Consider the following 17,566-nt stretch of genomic DNA (forward strand, 5'->3'; position numbering starts at 1 on the left):
CCTTGTCTAAAGCCCGTTTAACTCCCGCTGAATGAACAGATATTTAATACGATTGGTATAACTACAGAATCGGAGTTGGACGACGTACTAAGTAACCACTGGCGATGGAGAGAATGCAGTAGGCGGTAAAGAAGTAGAATCCACTCTCAAACTGCGCCTTAGTTTTGAGCATTTCGCCCATGCCACCCGAGGCATTGCCCGCCAAAAAGGTAATGATCAGAGCCACCACAAACACATCGGCCATAGACCATTTCGCCAGCGCAGAGACCATATGATGAATGCGCCACTGCAACGCAACCGAACTCACGGTTTGTTGTACTAGCATCAGACTGAGTTTCACCGCGGGGATTATGATGCTAAACAGCATCACCAACCCAGCCACTAAGCCATTGCCGGTATTATATAATTCGGTGACTGTGCTCCAAATACTGCGTGTTTGCTGTAATACCTCCACCTCGCCCTTGAGATTATTCAGCCCCAACAGGCCACTGACCATATTCAACATGCCGCGGGCACTGTCGCGCCCCGAATCCTCATCGAAACTTTGTGCGACCTGCTCAATCCCTTGTTCGGTGAGTTTGGCCTTATCTATGCTGCCATTGAGACTCAAAATGGGCTGAGTTACGCCAGGGATTAACAGCGCCAAAGACAGCAGAATAACGAGAATGGGAAGAAGAGAATTGCGTACACTGTTCATAACAAAGCCCTTGGGAAATTTTGGCTCAGTGTACGGCCTTTCCCCTTATCGGGGCAATGAATGGCACCTGACATCGTGGCAGATATCAGGTGCGGCAATAGGCATCAGTAGAAGGGTTTAGGATCGATATCCAGCGAGCTTGGCGACACGCCTCGTTCAATATGCAGATCCGACTTGAGTAGATCGACCATAACCACATCGGTATAACGTTTTGCTTTTAAAGAATAAAAACATTTTACGATCGGGTGTAATGCGTCCCTGTCCTTCGAGGTCCAGACGATACCTACGCGTCCGTCGGACAATTCGACCAAAGAGCCGACAGGATACACGCCGACGCAGCGAATAAACTCGTATACCAGCTCTTGATCGAGGTGGAATGGCGTCAGACTCAGTAGGATCTTAAAGGCCGCCGCTGGGCTCATGGCCTCTTTGTAGCAACGAGTGGCGGTTAAGGCGTCGAAGATATCGACAATACAACTCATGCGACCATGGAGCGGGATTTCCTCGCCCTTTAATCCCCGAGGATAGCCTCGGCCATCGAGCTTTTCATGGTGCATCAGACAAACGTCTTTACTGACCTGAGATAGGCCCTTTGTTTCGTTCATAATCTCAAGTGCATAGACTTGATGCAGCTTCATATGTTCGAATTCTTCAGGGGTGAGTTTGCCAGGTTTGTGCAAAACTTTGTTATCGACCTTAATCTTGCCGATATCATGCAAAATACCACCGACCGCCATCTCCCTGAGAATTGAACGGTCGAGTTTAAGGTATTTACCGAAAGTCACCAGCAGGAAGGCCACATTCACTGAATGCTCAAGCAGATAAGCATCCTTTGAACGCAGTGCTGACATGCATCTCAGTGCATCTTCATCCAATAAAACCGATTCAATCATGCTGTCGGCTAGGGCTTCGAAGGGGGCGACCTCTATCGCCTTACCCTCAAAGGTTTCGGACAAGACTTTGCGGATCAAATCCTTAGCCTCAGTCAGAATGACCTGTGCCTGCTTTTGCTGATTCTCGCGGGTTGCTAACGGCTTTTTAACACCAGCAGACCCATCGTTACTGGCTTTGCGCTTAAAACCGCAATGTTCGGCCGACCGCTCAGTGTCGACCCAAACAAATTTGATCCCACTCCTCGTTAATTTAGCAATCGCATCCTTATGCTTGATTTGTCCTGCATTCGCAATCGCGAGCCGACCTTGATCACTTTTGTCTATCGCGCTGACAAACATACCCAGTGTCAATTGCGACACGGGCAATTTGATTAGGTCAACTGATTCTGCCGACTCACTCATATCTAGCAACCCCAAGGCATAGAGAAAATGACTGCTATTTACTACGCAGCTTGCCGCCCTATTGGGCATATTAGCTGTGACTTATCTCTTGGTAGTATAGGACAGTTTATCCTGCATTCTAAGCCGAGGGAGGGAAAAGCACCATATGCTTTGATGACGAGCATCAAAGAACCAGATAAAAACCAAGCAGAATGATGGGGTATTGCTCAACCAAGAGCTAATTGGTTAATAATACGGTATTTTTTAGCATCATACATTCGAAGCTTGTCACCATCCAGCGGCGATATTGGCAGTTGTAGCAAGAGCGCATTTCATCATCGACCTGCTCATCCTCATCGTCGGGCGCAAAGCGAGAACACAGCTGTGCCGCTCGCCTTGCTTCAGGATATTGCTGCAAACCCGCTCGAAAAATCCAACGTTCGGTCTCGTATTCAAACTGGTTGAGAAGTTCCTGGTTCATCTTCACCTCAATAGTCCTGCAATGCTTGTTTGCCCGCATTACGCCACTGCTCACCGTCACGGCTAACGAGCAATACAAATTGATGCTCAAGATAAACGGCCTTCACTTTGCCTTTGAGTTGAACCTTTTCATCCGCCGCTAAACGGGTTTTATCTGTGCTCATTACCGCATCGAGGCCTGTCTGTTCGAGTATTTCTGCCACAGTTAACTCGAGGGACACTTCCTCAAGCTGACCGAGTTTGATTTGCCCCTTAACGCGCCCATCACTGCCCATTAAACGCAGCCCTAATCCCGCCAAAGCACCAATCACGCCCTGGCCAGTACCACCGTGCTCGGTGAGTTGGATCTGTAACTGCTCGGCAAGCTGATAAGCGGCCGCTTTGGTGATCACTTCGCGCTTGGCTCTGAGCCCAAAGTCTATCAACGTATTCACATCATAGTCGGAATCGATATCCAAAATTGCAATGCCAGGATCCGCCTTTGGCGCCGATTCGGCCACTAGATGCGCGACCGCCAGACGATGGATATCCGCCTGCGATAATGGCGACTGCAACGCAAAACACATGGCACTGTTGTGGGAGGTGTAAGGAATATCTGGATGCACAAACAACTGATGCCGCGTCACAAAGGAGGCCTTGCCCCCCGAGGTTTGCGCGAGTAATAGTGCAATTTCCTCGGCAATCTCGCCTGTGCCTTTAGTGCCAATGTCGTCGGTATCGTCGATACAAATAAGCCAATTTTTCATCGGTATTCCTAGCAGTTAAAACTTGTCGCGGTGGAGGAGATCATGGGCCTTAAGCCTATGCAACACAGGCGGCACCAGCAAGGCACCTAAGGTGGCAAAGAATCCGCCCTTAAGCACGCTTGCTCCCCATTGGATAAGCACGACGTCGAAGGCCATGCCCGCCAATGCATTGGTAAGCGCCACTTTTACCGCCCAGGCCATACAGCCAATAATGCCTAAGATCACGCAGCGCCAATGCAGGCTTAATGTGAGCGGTAACAGTAAAGCCACGAGATCCATCGCAATCGCTGGTAAGATAAACTTCAATAAAATCATTGGGCCGCCCTTGCCGACACCGAGCGCCATGGCGACTAAGCCTGCTATCCCGCCACAGGCAATCATGCTGCCGAAACGCCCAAGCACGCCGTAGCAAATCAAGTAGAAGAAGCTCATTAAAAACATGCTGTGACCTGAGATCCCAAGCTTGAGCCTTAACATTCCCGTCAAGGCCACCAGCAAGGTGGCGCAAAAACCAATAAACAACGAGTCCTGTAGACTCAGAGGGAGTTTTTTCTTCATTTTTTGTCTCTCGGTGAGTGCCAATGGGTGACACGCGTACTCTTGCCAAAGTGACGACTCTGGGCCGCAATCGCCATCTGACGAGATAATTTAAGTAATTGGATTAATACGGGAAACAGCACGCAATACACTAGCTCTGGCCAATTTTTAGGATTTCGCAGCGCCTTAGGGGTAATGCGTGCGCCGCGCAGACATTGGATCTGGTAAATCTCACGCACTTCGTCCGCCATAAAGGGCAGCAGACTCAAAGAAGCTGCCACCACAAAGGCCCATTTAGTTGGCAAAAAAGCACTTAACACTTCGCCGATACGCTCGGGCGCCGCCGTGATACACAACCACCAGCCGGGGATAGTCGCTAGAATAATCCGCCCGACCACCACGGCGCCTTGAGCTAAATGGCCAACCCCATAGAGCAACAGATACAGACTCAAGGTAATTGTCAGTTGAATCGCGCCGAGTTTAACCACCCCCATGATGCTGCCGCGGCGCGCTAAACCATGGAGCACGAGCAAGCCATTGATCGCCACCAACGGCAGTAATAAATCGGCGGGTAACACAAAGGCGCAGGCAGAGAGCACACAGACCAACAATAGCGATAGCGCGCATAGCGTAGTTTCTTGGCGTTCGCGACTCCAACGCCTGCGAGCTCGTAGTCGCCAGCGACGGCAACTAACCCACATAGCGCTCCTCCATCCCCATAGCATCTTCCGTCAGCAAGCCATTGTGTAAACTGAGTTGCCTAGACACGGCACTATGCTCCACCACTCTGTGACTGCTCATTAGAATCGCACAGCCCTGCGCCCTAAGACGCTTGAGCAGGAACCACACTTTTCGGTAATAGTGCTTATCCATGCCAGCAAGCGGGTCATCGAGTAACAGTACCTTAGGCTGCAGGCAGGCCAAGGATGCCAAGGCAACCAAATGCTGCTGCCCGTAGGACAATTTATGGGGAGATTGTTCGGCAAGCGCCATCAACTCGAGATCAAGCAGCATTTGCTCGGCACGCTCTTTAGGGAGTTCGAAACGATTCAGGCTAAATTGCATCTCGGCTAACACGCTGGTTTCAAACAGTTGTCGACTCGGCCTTTGGATTAATAATCCTAACTCGGCACCATAGATGCCCAATTTAGGTTTACGACCTAAGACTTTGAGCGGCAAACGCAGCTTTAGGTTGAGCATCCCGGCTAAGGATTTTAGTAGGCTAGTTTTACCCGAGCCATTATCCCCGACCAGAGTCACTATCTCACCCGCATGTAACTGAAACCCCTGCGGACAGCTAAACAAAGGCTGACTACCGTCGAAACAGAAATCGAACGCCTCGGCGCTGACCAGCACTTTACCTACATGACAGGATCCCCAAGGTTTAACTGGCGTATCAATCGGTTGAGTATCGCTAACTGTGTAGATACCTGCGGATAAACGGCCAGCCTCCAATTGCCAATAATGCTGGATAATCTCGGCAAACGCCGCCGCATTATGCTCCACCAGCACCAGCGCCATGCCTTCGGCAATAAGATTGCGCAGCACCACTAATAGCTCAGCCACACCGTGATCATCGAGCTGTGCCCATGGCTCATCGAGCAGCAATAAGTGCGGCTCGCACACCAGCTGAGCGGCGATCATCAAACGGTATTTTTGGCCGAGGGAAAGGGTACTGACTTGGGTATCGAGCCGCAGAAACAACCCAACGCGTCGCAGCGCTAACTGCACCTTAGGCAACATATTCTCGGCGGGAATGCCGAGATTCTCTAAGGCGAAGGCGACTTCGGCGCCCACGGTTTGCCTTAATAGCTGAGTTTGAGGATCCTGCATCACTAAGCCAGTGATCAGCTCGGGATGACGCCAAATATCACCCTCATGCGGGCGATTCTGCACGCCCGCAAGCAGGTTTAATAGACTCGATTTACCCGAACCCGTTGGCCCGCTGACACAATGGCATTGACCAGCGCTAATCCCTAGACTGACCTCCAGTAATACAGGGGTTAATTGGCTGCCATAGTTAAAGCTGACACCTTCGAGCTCGAGTAATTTCATCTTAAATTTGCCAGTTCACACCCACAAAGAACTGACGGCCAGCCTGAGGCAGGGCTTCACTCTGGTAGTAGTTCTCATCCAATAGGTTAGTGGCGCGCAGATACACTTCTAACTTATCGGCGATCAGCGGTTGCACTAAGTTAATGTCCACTAGGGTGTAGTTATCCAGCGACTGTTGTTGATACTGGTTCTGCCCGTTCACTTTCACCTGAGTCGCATAAACCTGATCGAGGATACGCTCCACATTCAGGTGAATTTGCGTCTCGAAGGGGAACTCGTAACTCATCTGCCAGCGCAGCTGATGACGAGGACGGTATTGCAGCGCATCTAAGGTATCGTCGCCTTCCATTTCTTTCGAATCTAAGAAACTGTAGGAGAAGCTCAGATCTAAATGCTCAATCGCATGGTTGTTAATTTGGAAATCAATCCCTTTGAACTCATAGCGCCCCATATTTTGGTAGAAACCATCGGTATCTTTGGCGATATAGTTCTTCGCATCCGTGTAATAACCGTAGAGCGAGAAGTCGGTGCTAGCTGGTAAGTTTTGCTCCAGACCCAGCTCGACATGTTTAGATTCTTCCGCTTCTAGCTCACTATTGCCCGATGATTGCGAGTACAGGTTCACCATAGAGGGGAAACGCACTTTACGGGCCACACTCAGGCTCAAGCGTGAATCGGGTACCACCTGCCAATAGCTAGAGGCCATTGCCGAGTAGTTATCATCCGTACCATCGGAGGTATCGAGTGAGTGGAAGGCACCACCGAAGGTAAAGCCATAGTTGTGCTCAGATTGATACTGATATTCGGCCGCAGCGGTATATAACCATGCAGAATCATTTAGGTTTTCAGCACCGCCGGAACCGCTACCATTGCCACCACCAGAGCCTGTTCCACCGCCACTACCAGTGCCACCACCAGAGCCTGTTCCGCCGCCGCTACCAGTGCCACCACCCGAGCCTGTTCCGCCGCCGCTACCAGTGCCACCACCCGAGCCTGTACCGCCGCCACTACCAGTGCCACCACCAGAGCCTGTACCACTACCGCTACCTGAGCCGCTGCCAGAACCTGAGCCTGTGCCCGAGTTATTCCCCGTGCCACTGCCAGTATCGCTTGAGTAAGTATCGACGACTGACTTCCAACTCTGTTCTTCAGCAATCACAGAGGTGGTTAACAGTCCGGCCTTATGGAAATCGGTGATCAGCTGTAAATTGACCCCTTGCACCACGGAGCGGCCATCTTGAGTTTGCGTCAATGCCTGATAGGTTTCATCGGCATAGGCCGCTTCTAAGGTATCGCTTTGATTGTGATAACCAAATCCACGCAGAGTAAAGGTATCGTCAAACTGATGGGCTAAGCCAAGTTGGAAGGTATGTGAGTCGTAATCGTCGGTACGTTCATACTTAAGTTTGCCGCTACCAGTACCATCACGGGCAGGTTTGCCCCACTCACCATTGCGCAGTGCCATGTTGGCAATCAATTGGGTCTTATCCGATAACCAGTAACTGCCTTGGGCATAGACGTTGGTGACTTCTTTATCTGAGTTAGCACGCAGCTCACCGTCTTGATATTGGGTCGGCTCGAAATCGTTCGACATAGGGTAGCCATCGGTCTGTTGACGGCTAACACTCACCAATCCCTGCCAATCATCACCCGAGCCAGCGGCGCTGATATCACCATTGAAGGTATTGTCTTTGCCCGCTTCCAAGCGTCCAGACAGAGCAGGCGCAGTACTGCCCTGCTTAGTAATAATATTGATCACCCCACCAGCGCCACTTGGGCCGTACAGCACTGAGGTCGGTCCGACCGACACTTCAACCGAGGCAATTTGGCTGGTTGGGATCACGCTTGGGTCGAACTGGCCATCATCGGCACTGCTCATGGGCACGCCGTTCACCAGTAAAGTGACATGGCGTGTCTTAAAACCACGAATATCGACCCTTGGAGTGCCATCACCACCCACACGGATATACACCCCGGGCACATTCTTCAGTACTTGATCTAAGGTCTGCGCACCTAAAGCGCGGATTTCGGCTTCGTCTATGCTCCAATGGGTGGTCGCCAATTGCTCGGCATCGGCACCTTCACCATGGACGACAATGACTTCATTCACATTCAGCAGGGGATCACGGGCGATTTCATCGGCGTTGGCGCTAAAACTCAACCCAATCGCAAGCGCTAAGGACGACACTCTAAAGGCGGTATTTCTGGTAATCATATTATTGTTGTCATACAGGAAGTTTAGGATGTGCCCCCTATTGTGGTCTGAGGAATTTCCGCCTCAACTGAAAAACAATCAAAAACCAACTCAGATCGACTAATTGCAACAAATGGAAAACGCCATCTGTCACAAAGAGACAAAATGTCCAACACAGACGACGGTATCGACAAAAAGACCCATCTAGGTCACATTTTTTAGCGTCTCGAAATGAGACTATGGCAAAAGTCACACACTCGTGGGTTGCATCTTGACACTCGCGGCCTCGGCCTTTAATTTGAGCGAAAGATTCTTATTTACACGTTCTCACCCACTTGGTGTAAATGACTTTAAAAAGAATGGATTAACTTATCGCTGACTGCCGGAACTTCAGCCACTACCTTCATCTCGTTACCTTTGGAGTTTTATTTGCCCGCTCACGCCCTGTCTGAAGACCTTAAGTCTCTCATCGACAAACTCATTCAATTGAAGCAGGTTCCACCGACGGAGCCGATAGTGCAGTTATCCTTAACAACTGTCTCTATCCCTTTGATTTCGTGGTTGGCATCCCAACACCAATATCCGCGCATTTACTGGCATGGACGCGACAAGGTTGAAGAAGTGGCAGCGATTGGCGCCTGCAAAGACTTTAAGTTTGAAACAGGTGTCGACGATAAAACATTAGCGAACGTCTACGAACAGCAGCGCGCCTTATCCAGCAATCCAGAGATCCGCTACTACGGCGGCGTGGCGTTTGACCGCAGCATCGAATCTTGGCCCGAGTTTGGTAACAGTCGTTTTGTGTTACCGCGTATCGAATTTAGGCGCAGCGACAATCAGTTCAGTTTGCGGGTCAATCTGAACTTTGCCGATAGGCATCCCGAAGAGGAAATAGACCTCGCCATTGCCGCGATAGAAGCCGTGCAGCCGGCTCGTCCGCTCACACCGCCCAATAAACTTGCACTGTTGAGCCGCACCGATATTCCCGATTTTCCGCGTTGGAAGACCTTAATCGAGCAAGTTGTTGACCCCAAGTTTAACCAAGAGACGCCCAAGGTGGTGCTGTCGCGCCACACAGAGCTTGAGGTCAATGCACAGGTCGATCCTTGGATGGTATTAGCCTGCTGGCAGGGGCGTAATCCGAATAGTTTCCAATTTGGCTTCCAATTTAGCCCTGAGCGCACCTATATCTCCTGCTCGCCAGAGCGGTTATTTCGCCGTCGTCAGCAGGAATTGTTTACCGAGGCGCTTGCTGGCACCACTGTACGTGGCTTAAACCAAGAAGAAGACACGGCACTGGCCAACGCGCTGCTCGAAGACAACAAAAACAGCATAGAAAACCAGCTGGTTCGCCGTCATATCGTCAGTATGCTCTCCCCCTTGAGCCAGCATGTGGGCGCCGAAGAAACCGCGACGATTTTTAAGCTAAACCATATTCAGCATCTCCACCGCGCCATTCGTGCCGAGTTAAAGCAGGGCGTGAATGACTTCCAATTGCTACAGGCTCTGCACCCAACTCCAGCAGTGGGTGGTCTTCCCAGACAGTCTGCAATGAACTTTATTCGTGAACGTGAAGGCTATATGCGCGGTTGGTACGCCGGTGCCTGTGGCTATTTCAATAAGTATGAGAGTGAGTTTTCGGTGGCGATTCGCAGCGCCTTGATTGAACCTGGCAAGATCAATCTGTTTGCTGGTGCGGGGATTATTGCGGGCTCAGATCCCGAGGCGGAATGGCAAGAGCTAGAGAATAAGTTAGCGACGATTATGTCGATCCTGATTGAACTTTAAGCTACTGATAAACACTAAAATCCCTTTGCTTTGGTCTCAGTGTATAGCCTATTTTGCTCTCCAGAATCGATAAGCTTTTTATGTGCCGTATCAAACTGTTGCTTTAACATTCGTCCTTTATCGGTATTCGAAAACGCAAAAAAAGCTTCCGCCTTTAACACACCTTGTATCACCACAAAGTTTTGCGGCTCCTTCATTTTTGGCGCTAACGCTAAGATATCCGGCTGATAATCTAAAACGGCATCGACTCGTCCCGCATTGAGATTATTCAACATGTTAAGCATATCGCTGCTCTCTTCGTAATACATTGGCGTTGGAGTGAGCATATTGAATCGATAGGCCAACATGGCTTGAACTTTACGATAGGATAAACTTTCAATACCAATCCAGCTGGCCGCGATTGCCGGCGTCACGGCCGCATCAATACTATCGACCTCGACGGGATTTTCACTCAGCAAACTCTGTTTCACATCACCTCGATACACACTGAGGATCATATCGGCTCTGTTGTGCTCAATCAGGTATAAAGTGCGGGCAAAAGGCATAAACTGCACATCGAGTTGCCACTCGGGCGCAGGAAAAGTACGTTGCAAAATATCGAAGTAATAACCCGTTTCATCGGGATTCGCGAAACCTTCCCAAGTAGCAGTAACCAAATGAATAATCACAGGCTTACTCGGCGTAGCGAAAGCGCACAAACTCAAAAAGCTTAAACACAAGGCCGCAAGAAATGATCGCATCGCGTTCTCCTCCCATTTCTTAAGAGTGTAGAATAGTTTCTATACCCATGCTGTGACCATATCGATCACTCGCGCTTGGAGAGAGCAGCTAAATTGCTTGGAATATAAACAGTAAGCTTGCATCTTCAAGCCTGGTCACTATAATGGCGACCCCGATTTCAGCACGCTGATTTTGGGTAAAATAACAACAGATCATTTAGCGGGTTCCCTCACCCCGCCCTACACAACTAAAAAGGCCACATATGTTAATGTTAACCCCTGCGCAGCTTCGCCGCGCACTCCTGCTATTAGTGGGATTTCATATACTGATTATTTGCGTCAGCAACTACTTGGTACAACTACCGTTTCAATTGTTTGGTTTTCACACCACTTGGGGCGCGTTTAGTTTTCCCTTTGTCTATCTCGCGACCGATCTCACCGTGCGCATCTTTGGACAAACACCTGCCCGTAGCATCATCCTCAAGGCCATGGTGCCCGCGTTGATGATTTCCTATGTCATGGGTGTGGTATTCCATCAAGGCAGCTTCCAAGGGATTGATTCCTTAAGCCAATGGAACACTTTTGTGTTTCGCATCGCCTTCGCCAGCTTCGCGGCATATTTGATTGGCCAACTGATGGATATCACAGTCTTCGCTCGCCTACGCCAAAGCCGTTCCTGGTGGGTCGCGCCTGCGGCATCGACCATTGTCGGTAACTTAGTCGACACCTTAGTGTTCTTCAGTGTCGCTTTTTATGCCTCGACAGACAGCTTTATGGCGGCCAACTGGCCCGAAATCGCGGCCGTGGATTACAGCTTCAAATTACTCGTGAGTTTAGGCTTATTCCTGCCCGCCTACGGCGTCCTGCTGAAGGTCTTACAAGACAAGATCTTGCAAACCAGTCCACAAAAATCATTTTCCTGATTAACTCAACTGGCCAGACCTGTTATAATTTGAGCAGTTTTTTGTTCAGCCCCACTGTGTTTATGCGCATTTGGGGCTGATTTTCTGTGAGAGAAAATTATGTATTCAATTGAAATCAAAGCACTGACAGCTCTGACACCTGAGTTGACCACACAGCTTATCGAACTGAGCAAGCAAATCCCTGAACTTGACCGCCCGCTAACGAGCGAAATCCTCGCGGAACGTCTCTCAGATAAGACTTGCTTGATTCTCTTAGCCTATGTGGAAGGTGAATTGGCAGGCTTTAAGCTGGGATACGAGCAGGCTGATGCCGTGTTTTACAGTTGGTTAGGCGGTGTCGCGACCGACTTTAGACGCTTAGGGCTGGCACAGAGCCTATTGGAATACCAAGAAACGTGGGCGAGCCGCCAAGGCTACAAGCTGATCCAAGTAAAAACCATGAATCGCTTCCCTGCCATGCTCAATCTGCTGATTAGAAACCAGTATTTGATTACTGAACTGAAGGCCGATCCGCAAAGCCTGATCGATCATAAACTGCATTTAAGCAAGTCGATTGCGACAGCTTAAAAGCGATTTACATAAAAATGTGCATTTTTTGCGAGAAATAGCTTGCAAACCTAATTGAGAATGATTATCGTTAACTTGCGTTCCAAAACTCATCTTTAACACGGATGACTGGTAATCTGACGTTGTTAAAGTGCTCCTGAGTTTGCAAGCACGACATTGCTCACACACACTCTTTTGTGGCCGGATTCATCATCCGGCTTTTTTTTGCGTTTTATTCAGTAAATCAATCCTATAGCATTTCGTGCAGAGTAGCTTCTAAGATGACATTTCGGTGCTTTGGCCGGAAAAATGTAAGCCATCGTAGGGGTTGTTTTGCTGATCTTCCTTCGCCTCATGGTACAAGCCAATGGTGAAGATAGACCCCTTACCCAGTACAGAGCTCACCTCTATGGTGCCGCCGATTCGCTTGATAATGCCGTAACTTAAGGATAATCCAAGGCCAGTGCCGTCTTTACGCGTGGTGTAGAAGGGATCAAAAATCCGCCCTAGCTGCTCAGGGGCAATCCCCGAACCTTCGTCCTCAACCTCGATTTTCACCCCTATCGGCATATCTTGTTGCAGCCAATCATAGGTTCGCACCCAAATCCTGCCTTTGCCATCCATCGCATGGGCGGCGTTAACAACAAGGTTAATCAGCACTTGCAATAACTGCGGGCGGTTAACCTGCACTGGGCAACTGGCGTTCAGTTCTGTTATCAGCACCACTTCTTGTTTTTGAATCGAGTGCCGCACTAATACCAGCATTTCCTCGATGATAGGCGTAATAGGATGCATCTCTAAGGGAGCGTTAAACTCACCTGGGCGGCTGTATTGCAGCAGGCTGCGAATAATAGTGCTAATACGGCCAACCTGTTGGATAACAAGATCGATTTCTTCTTTTACCGACTCAGCATTATCCCCAAGCTCATAACGCAGTAACTCCATATTCCCGAGGATCACCGCCGTTGGGTTGTTGATCTCATGGGCAATCCCTGCGGTTAGCTCACCCAGCGCGGTTAATTTTTCATTGGTCACTAACTGCTGGCGAGTCTCATTGAGCAGCGCCACGTTGCGCTGTAACTCTAAGGTTTTGTCCTGCAGGCTTCGAGTCCGCTCCTCGACTTTCATCTCGAGTTGTTCGGCGGCGGCTTGGATTTGTGCGTTGCGCCGCTGCAATAAGTCGAGCATACGGTCGAACTGCTCGGCAAGGTTCGACAATTCGTTATCCCTATCTAGCCCCAAGGCACCGATACGCACATTGCGCCCCGACTGCACCGCTTGCACCACATGATGAATACGCTCTATCGGTTGCAACAAGCTGTAGGCACCGCGGTAAACCAATAAACCGGAAATCAGCAGCACCAGCATCAGAATAGTGCCTAACTCGATGATATTAAGCAGATAGTTATGGATAAAGGGCGATTCTGAGAAGCCAGTATAGATCATACCGACACGTTGCCCACGAATGTCCTCTAAGGGGGCGTAGGCGGAAATAAACCAATCGTTAAACACAAAGGCGCGGTCGACCCATAACTCACCATGATTCAGCACTTTTTCACGCACTTCTTCCGACACTAAACTGCCGAGCGCTCGCCCTTGAGTTTCATTCGGCTGCGGAAAAAAGTGTAAAGGCACGTTGGTGGAAACGCGAATATTGTCGAGGAAGATGGTCACAGTACCGATAGAACGCTCTGGCAGTGTGCCCTTGTCGTAGACGAGGTCGCGGATATGGTCGACGATGCGGGTATCCCGATTAAACAACACACCACCATCGAGATACCAAGCCACTTTCCCCTCAAAGTCGGGAATAGGCAGCAAACTGCGGCTTAGTAAACCACGGTCTTCCACTTGCTTATTCGGGCTCTGCGCCCGCAATGTCGCCAACAGTGGGATGGCCGCCCTTTGGGCTAAGTCTGGGTCGATGCGGGCTAAGCGATCGGGCGATAACACCATCAATCCCGAATAGGGCAAGAGCCCACCCATTTTCGGTAATATTTGCCGTAAATCCGGGTCGGACGCCGCTTCGGCAACACTCACAAGCCGCAAGAAGTCTAAATCGAGTTGCTTTTTCTGCTCATTCAGAAAGGTATCTATGCTCGCCCTGTGGGCCAACTCACCGCTAAGAATGGGCCGAAAATCATTCTGAAAAGTCCATGAGGTCATCACTCGTTCGAGCTGTTTCTCCTGACGAACCTGCACCTGTTGCAAGGTATTTTCAGCCACAGCCAGATCGGCTTTTACCTTCATAAACAGTTGCTTGCCTGTGTAACTGATATTCCAGTAAATAGTGATAAACACTAAACTCACCAAGGTGAGCAAAATCGGCAGCAAGGTGAGGATCAGAATGCGATAACGCACTTTGGCCTGCATTTGCTGCCAACTGACACCAAAAAAGTGAGTAAAAAACGACACTTAGAACTCCTGCTCGTCGCTAACGTCAAACCACTCTTTATACTTGCGATCTAAGGTCTTACGGGAAACGCCTAAGTCCCGAGCCGCCGCCGATTTATTACCAGAGTGCAGATCCACCACGCTAGTCACATGGTGTTTTTCCACTTCTTTCAACGACCAATCTAAGGGATAACCTTGGGAAGCCGAAGATTCAGTCTTCACCTGTTGCTTCCAATATTCCGCCGGTGGCTTGCCCAGCAGAATACAGCGTTCAATCATATTGCGCAGTTCACGGATATTACCTGGCCACTCGTGTTGTTGCAGTTTCACCATATCCTCATGGCTCCACACAACTTCACGCACACCCAATTCGGCCGCTAATTGGCGAGTAAAGTGGTGGGTCAATTCGACCACATCTTCCGGACGCTCACGCAGGGGAGGAATTAAAATATCCAGCACATTCAATCGATAATAGAGATCACGACGGAAGTTACCCGCTTCGACTTCATCCACCAGCGTGCGGTTAGTGGCCGCAATTACCCGGACATCAATATTGACTTCCTTCTCACTGCCGACGGGGCGAATCGCCTTCTGTTCTAATACCCTGAGCAGGGCCGTTTGCATCTTGAGGGGCATCTCGCCAATTTCATCGAGGAAAATGGTGCCGCCAGAGGCAAAACTGAATAAGCCTTCACGGTTTCCCTTAGCACCGGTAAAGGCACCCGCGGTATGGCCAAAGAGTTCACTCTCCAGTAGTTCGGGGGCGATAGAGCCGCAGTTAACGGGCACGAAGGGCCCTTGGCGGCCGCTGAGTAAGTGTAATTGGCGCGCAACCAACTCTTTACCCGTGCCAGACTCGCCTTGAATTAACACTACCGCATTGGTCGGCGCCACACGCTCAATCACTTGCTTAACCGACTTCATGGCCTCACTGCTACCGATAATGGTGGAGGAATAGCCGATAGAGACTTCACGGCGCAGCATCAAGTTTTCACGGCGCAACAAACGGCGCTCGATACAGCGGTCAACCGCCGACATCATCTGCTCGAGGTGGAAGGGCTTCATAATAAAGTCTGAGGCACCGGCCCGCAGCGCTTTAATCGCGACTTCTAAATCCGCATAGCCGGTCATAAAAATCACATCGGAGCGGCGGCCTTGCTCATCTAAGGCTTCGTGCCACTCGATTCCCGAGCGCCCCGGTAAACGGATATCGACAATCAATAGGTCGAAGTGGCAGCGACTACGTAACTGCTCAGCATCTTCAATACTGCCCGCCGTTTCGACTAAGGCGAATTTCTTCGACAGCGCCTTATTCAAAAAGCTACGCATCCCGGGCTCGTCATCGACGATCAGGACAGACACAGCGGAAGGAAGGGGCTTGAGGTTATTATCTATCTGGCTCATAGTGCTCACTTCTGGACATTTTGACTCAATTGCGACCAATTCTAGCATTGAAACTAGACAAATAGGTCACTATGAACCATAAGAAGCATGCGCTGAGACAATTTGTCTGCGAACTATTTGTTAAGCCTGAGATCAGGGTCACAATTTAGATCAAGCTGTGAACGTAAATGCGTCATTGTTGGTTTGGCATCCTATTTGCTTTCAATCGAACGCATTACAATTTACGGAACCTCCACTCAGTAGGCAATTGAGTCGGAACCCTATTTTTCGCCAAGGAGTATCCATGCTAAACGTGAAATCCCATATGAAGTCATTACTGGGCCTGGTTGTTGCAGCCAGCATGCTCACAGTGTTACCCGCTCAATCTGCTGAAGTGATCAAGTTAGCCACCACCACCAGTACTGAAAACTCAGGTCTGTTAAAAGAATTACTGCCTAAGTTTGAAAGTGAATCAGGCTACAAAGTACAAGTTATCGCAACGGGTACCGGTAAAGCGCTGAAACTGGGCGAGCAAGGCGATGTGGATTTAGTGATGACCCACGCCCCAAGTGCTGAAGCAAAATTTGTTGCCGACGGTTTTGGTGTTGAGCCACGTGGCATTATGGAAAACGATTTCGTGGTGTTAGGTCCTAAAAACGACCCAGCAAAACTACGTGAAAGCAAAACTGCCGAAGAAGCCTTCGCGAAAATCGCCAAATCTGGCTTACCTTTCGTCTCTCGTGGTGACAACTCTGGCACCCATATCAAAGAGTTAGAAGTATGGAAAGCCGCAGGCGTGACTCCTGACTTCAAAGGTTACACTTCCGTCGGTCAAGGCATGGGTAAAACCCTGCTGATGGCAAACGAATTACAAGGTTATACGCTGTCAGACCGTGGTACTTTCGTGGCGTACAAAACTAAGCTGGACTTAGGCGTGGATTTCGATGGCGGTAAAACGCTGGCGAACCCATACCAAGTGATTCTGATCAACCCAGCTAAATACCCAGATCTGAACCACAAAGGCGCCAAAGCCTTCAGTGACTGGTTGATCAGCAAAGAAGGTCAAGCCATGATCAACAACTTCAAAGTTGAAGGCGAGCAACTGTTCAAGGCAACCTATAGCGAATGAGCGAAGGCTGGCTAGCACTGTTACAGCAGGCGTTAAGCCTGCTGTTTTCATTGGACCCTGACGTTTGGTCCATCATCTCTGTCTCGTTTTCGGTTTCTTTCGCGGCGCTGCTCATCACCTTAGTCCCCTCTATGGTGCTCGGTTTTGTGTTGGCGTTTGCCCATTTCCCCGGAAAGTGGTTTGTCACTAACTTAGTGCAAACATTGCAATCGATTCCCACGGTCGTCATCGGCCTGCTGGTGTATCTCATTTTGACCCGCAACGGCCCGCTTGGGGATTTAAAGTGGTTGTTCACTCAAGAGGGGATGATCCTCGGCCAAATGATGATTTGCGCCCCAGTGATGATCGCCATGAGTCAAGCAGCCTTCACCAGTGTCGATCGCCGGGCATGGGAAACCTCACGTACCTTAGGCGCCTCTTGGTTTAGCGCGGTCTGGACCGTGTGTCGCGAACTGCGTATGCCGTTATTACTGGCGATTGTCGCAGCCTTTAGCCGTATTCTCACCGAAGTCGGCTGTTCTATGATGGTCGGCGGCAACATTTTAAACGTAACACGTAATATCCCGACGGCTATCGCACTGGAAACCAGTAAAGGCGATTTCGCCCAAGCTATCGCCCTCGGATTAGTGCTGCTAATCTTGGCCTTGATCCTCAACTTTGCCTTAGGTAGTTTACGCGGCAAAGAAACGCCAAGGAGCCATTAA

Annotated in this window: 16 protein-coding genes; 5 read left to right on the forward strand and 11 right to left on the reverse strand. The window is 49.9% G+C overall.

What is annotated here, in order from left to right; all coding sequences use genetic code 11:
* Window positions 1-61: 61 nt before the first annotated feature.
* The 8 genes from K0H60_RS20315 to K0H60_RS20350 form a co-directional block, all read right to left on the reverse strand.
* Window positions 62-697: a paraquat-inducible protein A gene (locus K0H60_RS20315; RefSeq protein WP_220056868.1), complete on the reverse strand. Its 636-nt coding sequence runs from the start codon at window positions 695-697 to the stop codon at window positions 62-64.
* A 104-nt stretch (window positions 698-801) separates the two neighbouring features.
* Complete coding sequence (locus tag K0H60_RS20320) at window positions 802-1,992, reverse strand: cyclic di-GMP phosphodiesterase (RefSeq protein ID WP_220056869.1); 1,191 nt, start codon at window positions 1,990-1,992, stop codon at window positions 802-804.
* A gap of 217 nt (window positions 1,993-2,209) precedes the next feature.
* Window positions 2,210-2,452, reverse strand: coding sequence for a hypothetical protein (locus K0H60_RS20325; protein ID WP_172590723.1), 243 nt, complete (start codon window positions 2,450-2,452; stop codon window positions 2,210-2,212).
* Window positions 2,453-2,459: 7 nt separating this feature from the next.
* On the reverse strand, window positions 2,460-3,197 hold the full coding sequence (locus K0H60_RS20330; protein WP_220056870.1) for a DNA-binding protein: 738 nt from the start codon (window positions 3,195-3,197) through the stop codon (window positions 2,460-2,462).
* Window positions 3,198-3,212: 15 nt separating this feature from the next.
* On the reverse strand, window positions 3,213-3,755 hold the full coding sequence (locus K0H60_RS20335) for a core component of ECF transporter (RefSeq protein WP_133181794.1): 543 nt from the start codon (window positions 3,753-3,755) through the stop codon (window positions 3,213-3,215).
* Entirely contained in the window at window positions 3,752-4,435 is a 684-nt protein-coding gene (locus tag K0H60_RS20340; protein ID WP_220056871.1) for an energy-coupling factor transporter transmembrane component T, read from the reverse strand. The genes K0H60_RS20335 and K0H60_RS20340 overlap by 4 nt, the downstream gene beginning before the upstream one ends.
* Window positions 4,425-5,789, reverse strand: coding sequence for an ATP-binding cassette domain-containing protein (locus K0H60_RS20345; protein WP_088212785.1), 1,365 nt, complete (start codon window positions 5,787-5,789; stop codon window positions 4,425-4,427). Before K0H60_RS20345 ends, K0H60_RS20340 begins: the two co-directional genes overlap by 11 nt.
* A gap of 1 nt (window position 5,790) precedes the next feature.
* On the reverse strand, window positions 5,791-8,004 hold the full coding sequence (locus K0H60_RS20350) for a TonB-dependent receptor plug domain-containing protein (protein WP_220056872.1): 2,214 nt from the start codon (window positions 8,002-8,004) through the stop codon (window positions 5,791-5,793).
* Window positions 8,005-8,412: 408 nt separating this feature from the next.
* Here K0H60_RS20350 and K0H60_RS20355 point away from each other — a divergent pair, with 408 nt between their 5' ends.
* Window positions 8,413-9,771 (forward strand): isochorismate synthase, encoded by a 1,359-nt coding sequence (locus K0H60_RS20355; RefSeq protein ID WP_220056873.1) that lies wholly within the window; start codon window positions 8,413-8,415, stop codon window positions 9,769-9,771.
* Between the two features lie 14 nt (window positions 9,772-9,785).
* Here K0H60_RS20355 and K0H60_RS20360 read toward each other — a convergent pair whose 3' ends face one another.
* Entirely contained in the window at window positions 9,786-10,511 is a 726-nt protein-coding gene (locus K0H60_RS20360) for a substrate-binding periplasmic protein (RefSeq protein ID WP_220056874.1), read from the reverse strand.
* A gap of 242 nt (window positions 10,512-10,753) precedes the next feature.
* Here K0H60_RS20360 and K0H60_RS20365 point away from each other — a divergent pair, with 242 nt between their 5' ends.
* Together K0H60_RS20365 and K0H60_RS20370 are read left to right on the forward strand one after the other, a co-directional pair.
* On the forward strand, window positions 10,754-11,413 hold the full coding sequence (locus K0H60_RS20365; protein WP_039977624.1) for a 7-cyano-7-deazaguanine/7-aminomethyl-7-deazaguanine transporter: 660 nt from the start codon (window positions 10,754-10,756) through the stop codon (window positions 11,411-11,413).
* A gap of 99 nt (window positions 11,414-11,512) precedes the next feature.
* Window positions 11,513-11,980 (forward strand): GNAT family N-acetyltransferase, encoded by a 468-nt coding sequence (locus tag K0H60_RS20370; protein WP_011627666.1) that lies wholly within the window; start codon window positions 11,513-11,515, stop codon window positions 11,978-11,980.
* A 255-nt stretch (window positions 11,981-12,235) separates the two neighbouring features.
* Here the strand turns inward: K0H60_RS20370 and K0H60_RS20375 are convergent, their stop codons facing one another.
* Together K0H60_RS20375 and K0H60_RS20380 are read right to left on the reverse strand one after the other, a co-directional pair.
* Entirely contained in the window at window positions 12,236-14,371 is a 2,136-nt protein-coding gene (locus tag K0H60_RS20375) for a sensor histidine kinase (RefSeq protein WP_088212780.1), read from the reverse strand.
* On the reverse strand, window positions 14,372-15,754 hold the full coding sequence (locus tag K0H60_RS20380; protein WP_258405772.1) for a sigma-54-dependent transcriptional regulator: 1,383 nt from the start codon (window positions 15,752-15,754) through the stop codon (window positions 14,372-14,374).
* Window positions 15,755-16,037: 283 nt separating this feature from the next.
* Here K0H60_RS20380 and K0H60_RS20385 point away from each other — a divergent pair, with 283 nt between their 5' ends.
* Window positions 16,038-16,862 carry an ABC transporter substrate-binding protein gene (locus K0H60_RS20385; RefSeq protein WP_011624595.1) on the forward strand — a complete coding sequence of 275 codons (825 nt, stop codon included), beginning with the start codon at window positions 16,038-16,040 and terminating at the stop codon, window positions 16,860-16,862.
* Window positions 16,859-17,566 carry an ABC transporter permease gene (locus tag K0H60_RS20390; protein ID WP_011624596.1) on the forward strand — a complete coding sequence of 236 codons (708 nt, stop codon included), beginning with the start codon at window positions 16,859-16,861 and terminating at the stop codon, window positions 17,564-17,566. The genes K0H60_RS20385 and K0H60_RS20390 overlap by 4 nt, the downstream gene beginning before the upstream one ends.

This window comes from Shewanella mangrovisoli, from assembly GCF_019457635.1.
Classification (GTDB): Bacteria; Pseudomonadota; Gammaproteobacteria; order Enterobacterales; family Shewanellaceae; genus Shewanella; species Shewanella mangrovisoli.

Excerpts from the sequence above, each read along its gene's own strand:
- K0H60_RS20390 (WP_011624596.1), top strand. The coding sequence starts at position 16,859 with ATGAGCGAAGGCTGGCTAGCACTGTTACAGCAGGCGTTAAGCCTGCTG.
- K0H60_RS20360 (WP_220056874.1), bottom strand. The coding sequence starts at position 10,511 with ATGCGATCATTTCTTGCGGCCTTGTGTTTAAGCTTTTTGAGTTTGTGC.
- K0H60_RS20320 (WP_220056869.1), bottom strand. The coding sequence starts at position 1,992 with ATGAGTGAGTCGGCAGAATCAGTTGACCTAATCAAATTGCCCGTGTCG.
- K0H60_RS20385 (WP_011624595.1), top strand. The coding sequence starts at position 16,038 with ATGCTAAACGTGAAATCCCATATGAAGTCATTACTGGGCCTGGTTGTT.
- K0H60_RS20330 (WP_220056870.1), bottom strand. The coding sequence starts at position 3,197 with ATGAAAAATTGGCTTATTTGTATCGACGATACCGACGACATTGGCACT.
- K0H60_RS20315 (WP_220056868.1), bottom strand. The coding sequence starts at position 697 with ATGAACAGTGTACGCAATTCTCTTCTTCCCATTCTCGTTATTCTGCTG.
- K0H60_RS20350 (WP_220056872.1), bottom strand. The coding sequence starts at position 8,004 with ATGATTACCAGAAATACCGCCTTTAGAGTGTCGTCCTTAGCGCTTGCG.
- K0H60_RS20340 (WP_220056871.1), bottom strand. The coding sequence starts at position 4,435 with ATGTGGGTTAGTTGCCGTCGCTGGCGACTACGAGCTCGCAGGCGTTGG.
- K0H60_RS20345 (WP_088212785.1), bottom strand. The coding sequence starts at position 5,789 with ATGAAATTACTCGAGCTCGAAGGTGTCAGCTTTAACTATGGCAGCCAA.
- K0H60_RS20325 (WP_172590723.1), bottom strand. The coding sequence starts at position 2,452 with ATGAACCAGGAACTTCTCAACCAGTTTGAATACGAGACCGAACGTTGG.
- K0H60_RS20370 (WP_011627666.1), top strand. The coding sequence starts at position 11,513 with ATGTATTCAATTGAAATCAAAGCACTGACAGCTCTGACACCTGAGTTG.
- K0H60_RS20380 (WP_258405772.1), bottom strand. The coding sequence starts at position 15,754 with ATGAGCCAGATAGATAATAACCTCAAGCCCCTTCCTTCCGCTGTGTCT.
- K0H60_RS20365 (WP_039977624.1), top strand. The coding sequence starts at position 10,754 with ATGTTAATGTTAACCCCTGCGCAGCTTCGCCGCGCACTCCTGCTATTA.
- K0H60_RS20335 (WP_133181794.1), bottom strand. The coding sequence starts at position 3,755 with ATGAAGAAAAAACTCCCTCTGAGTCTACAGGACTCGTTGTTTATTGGT.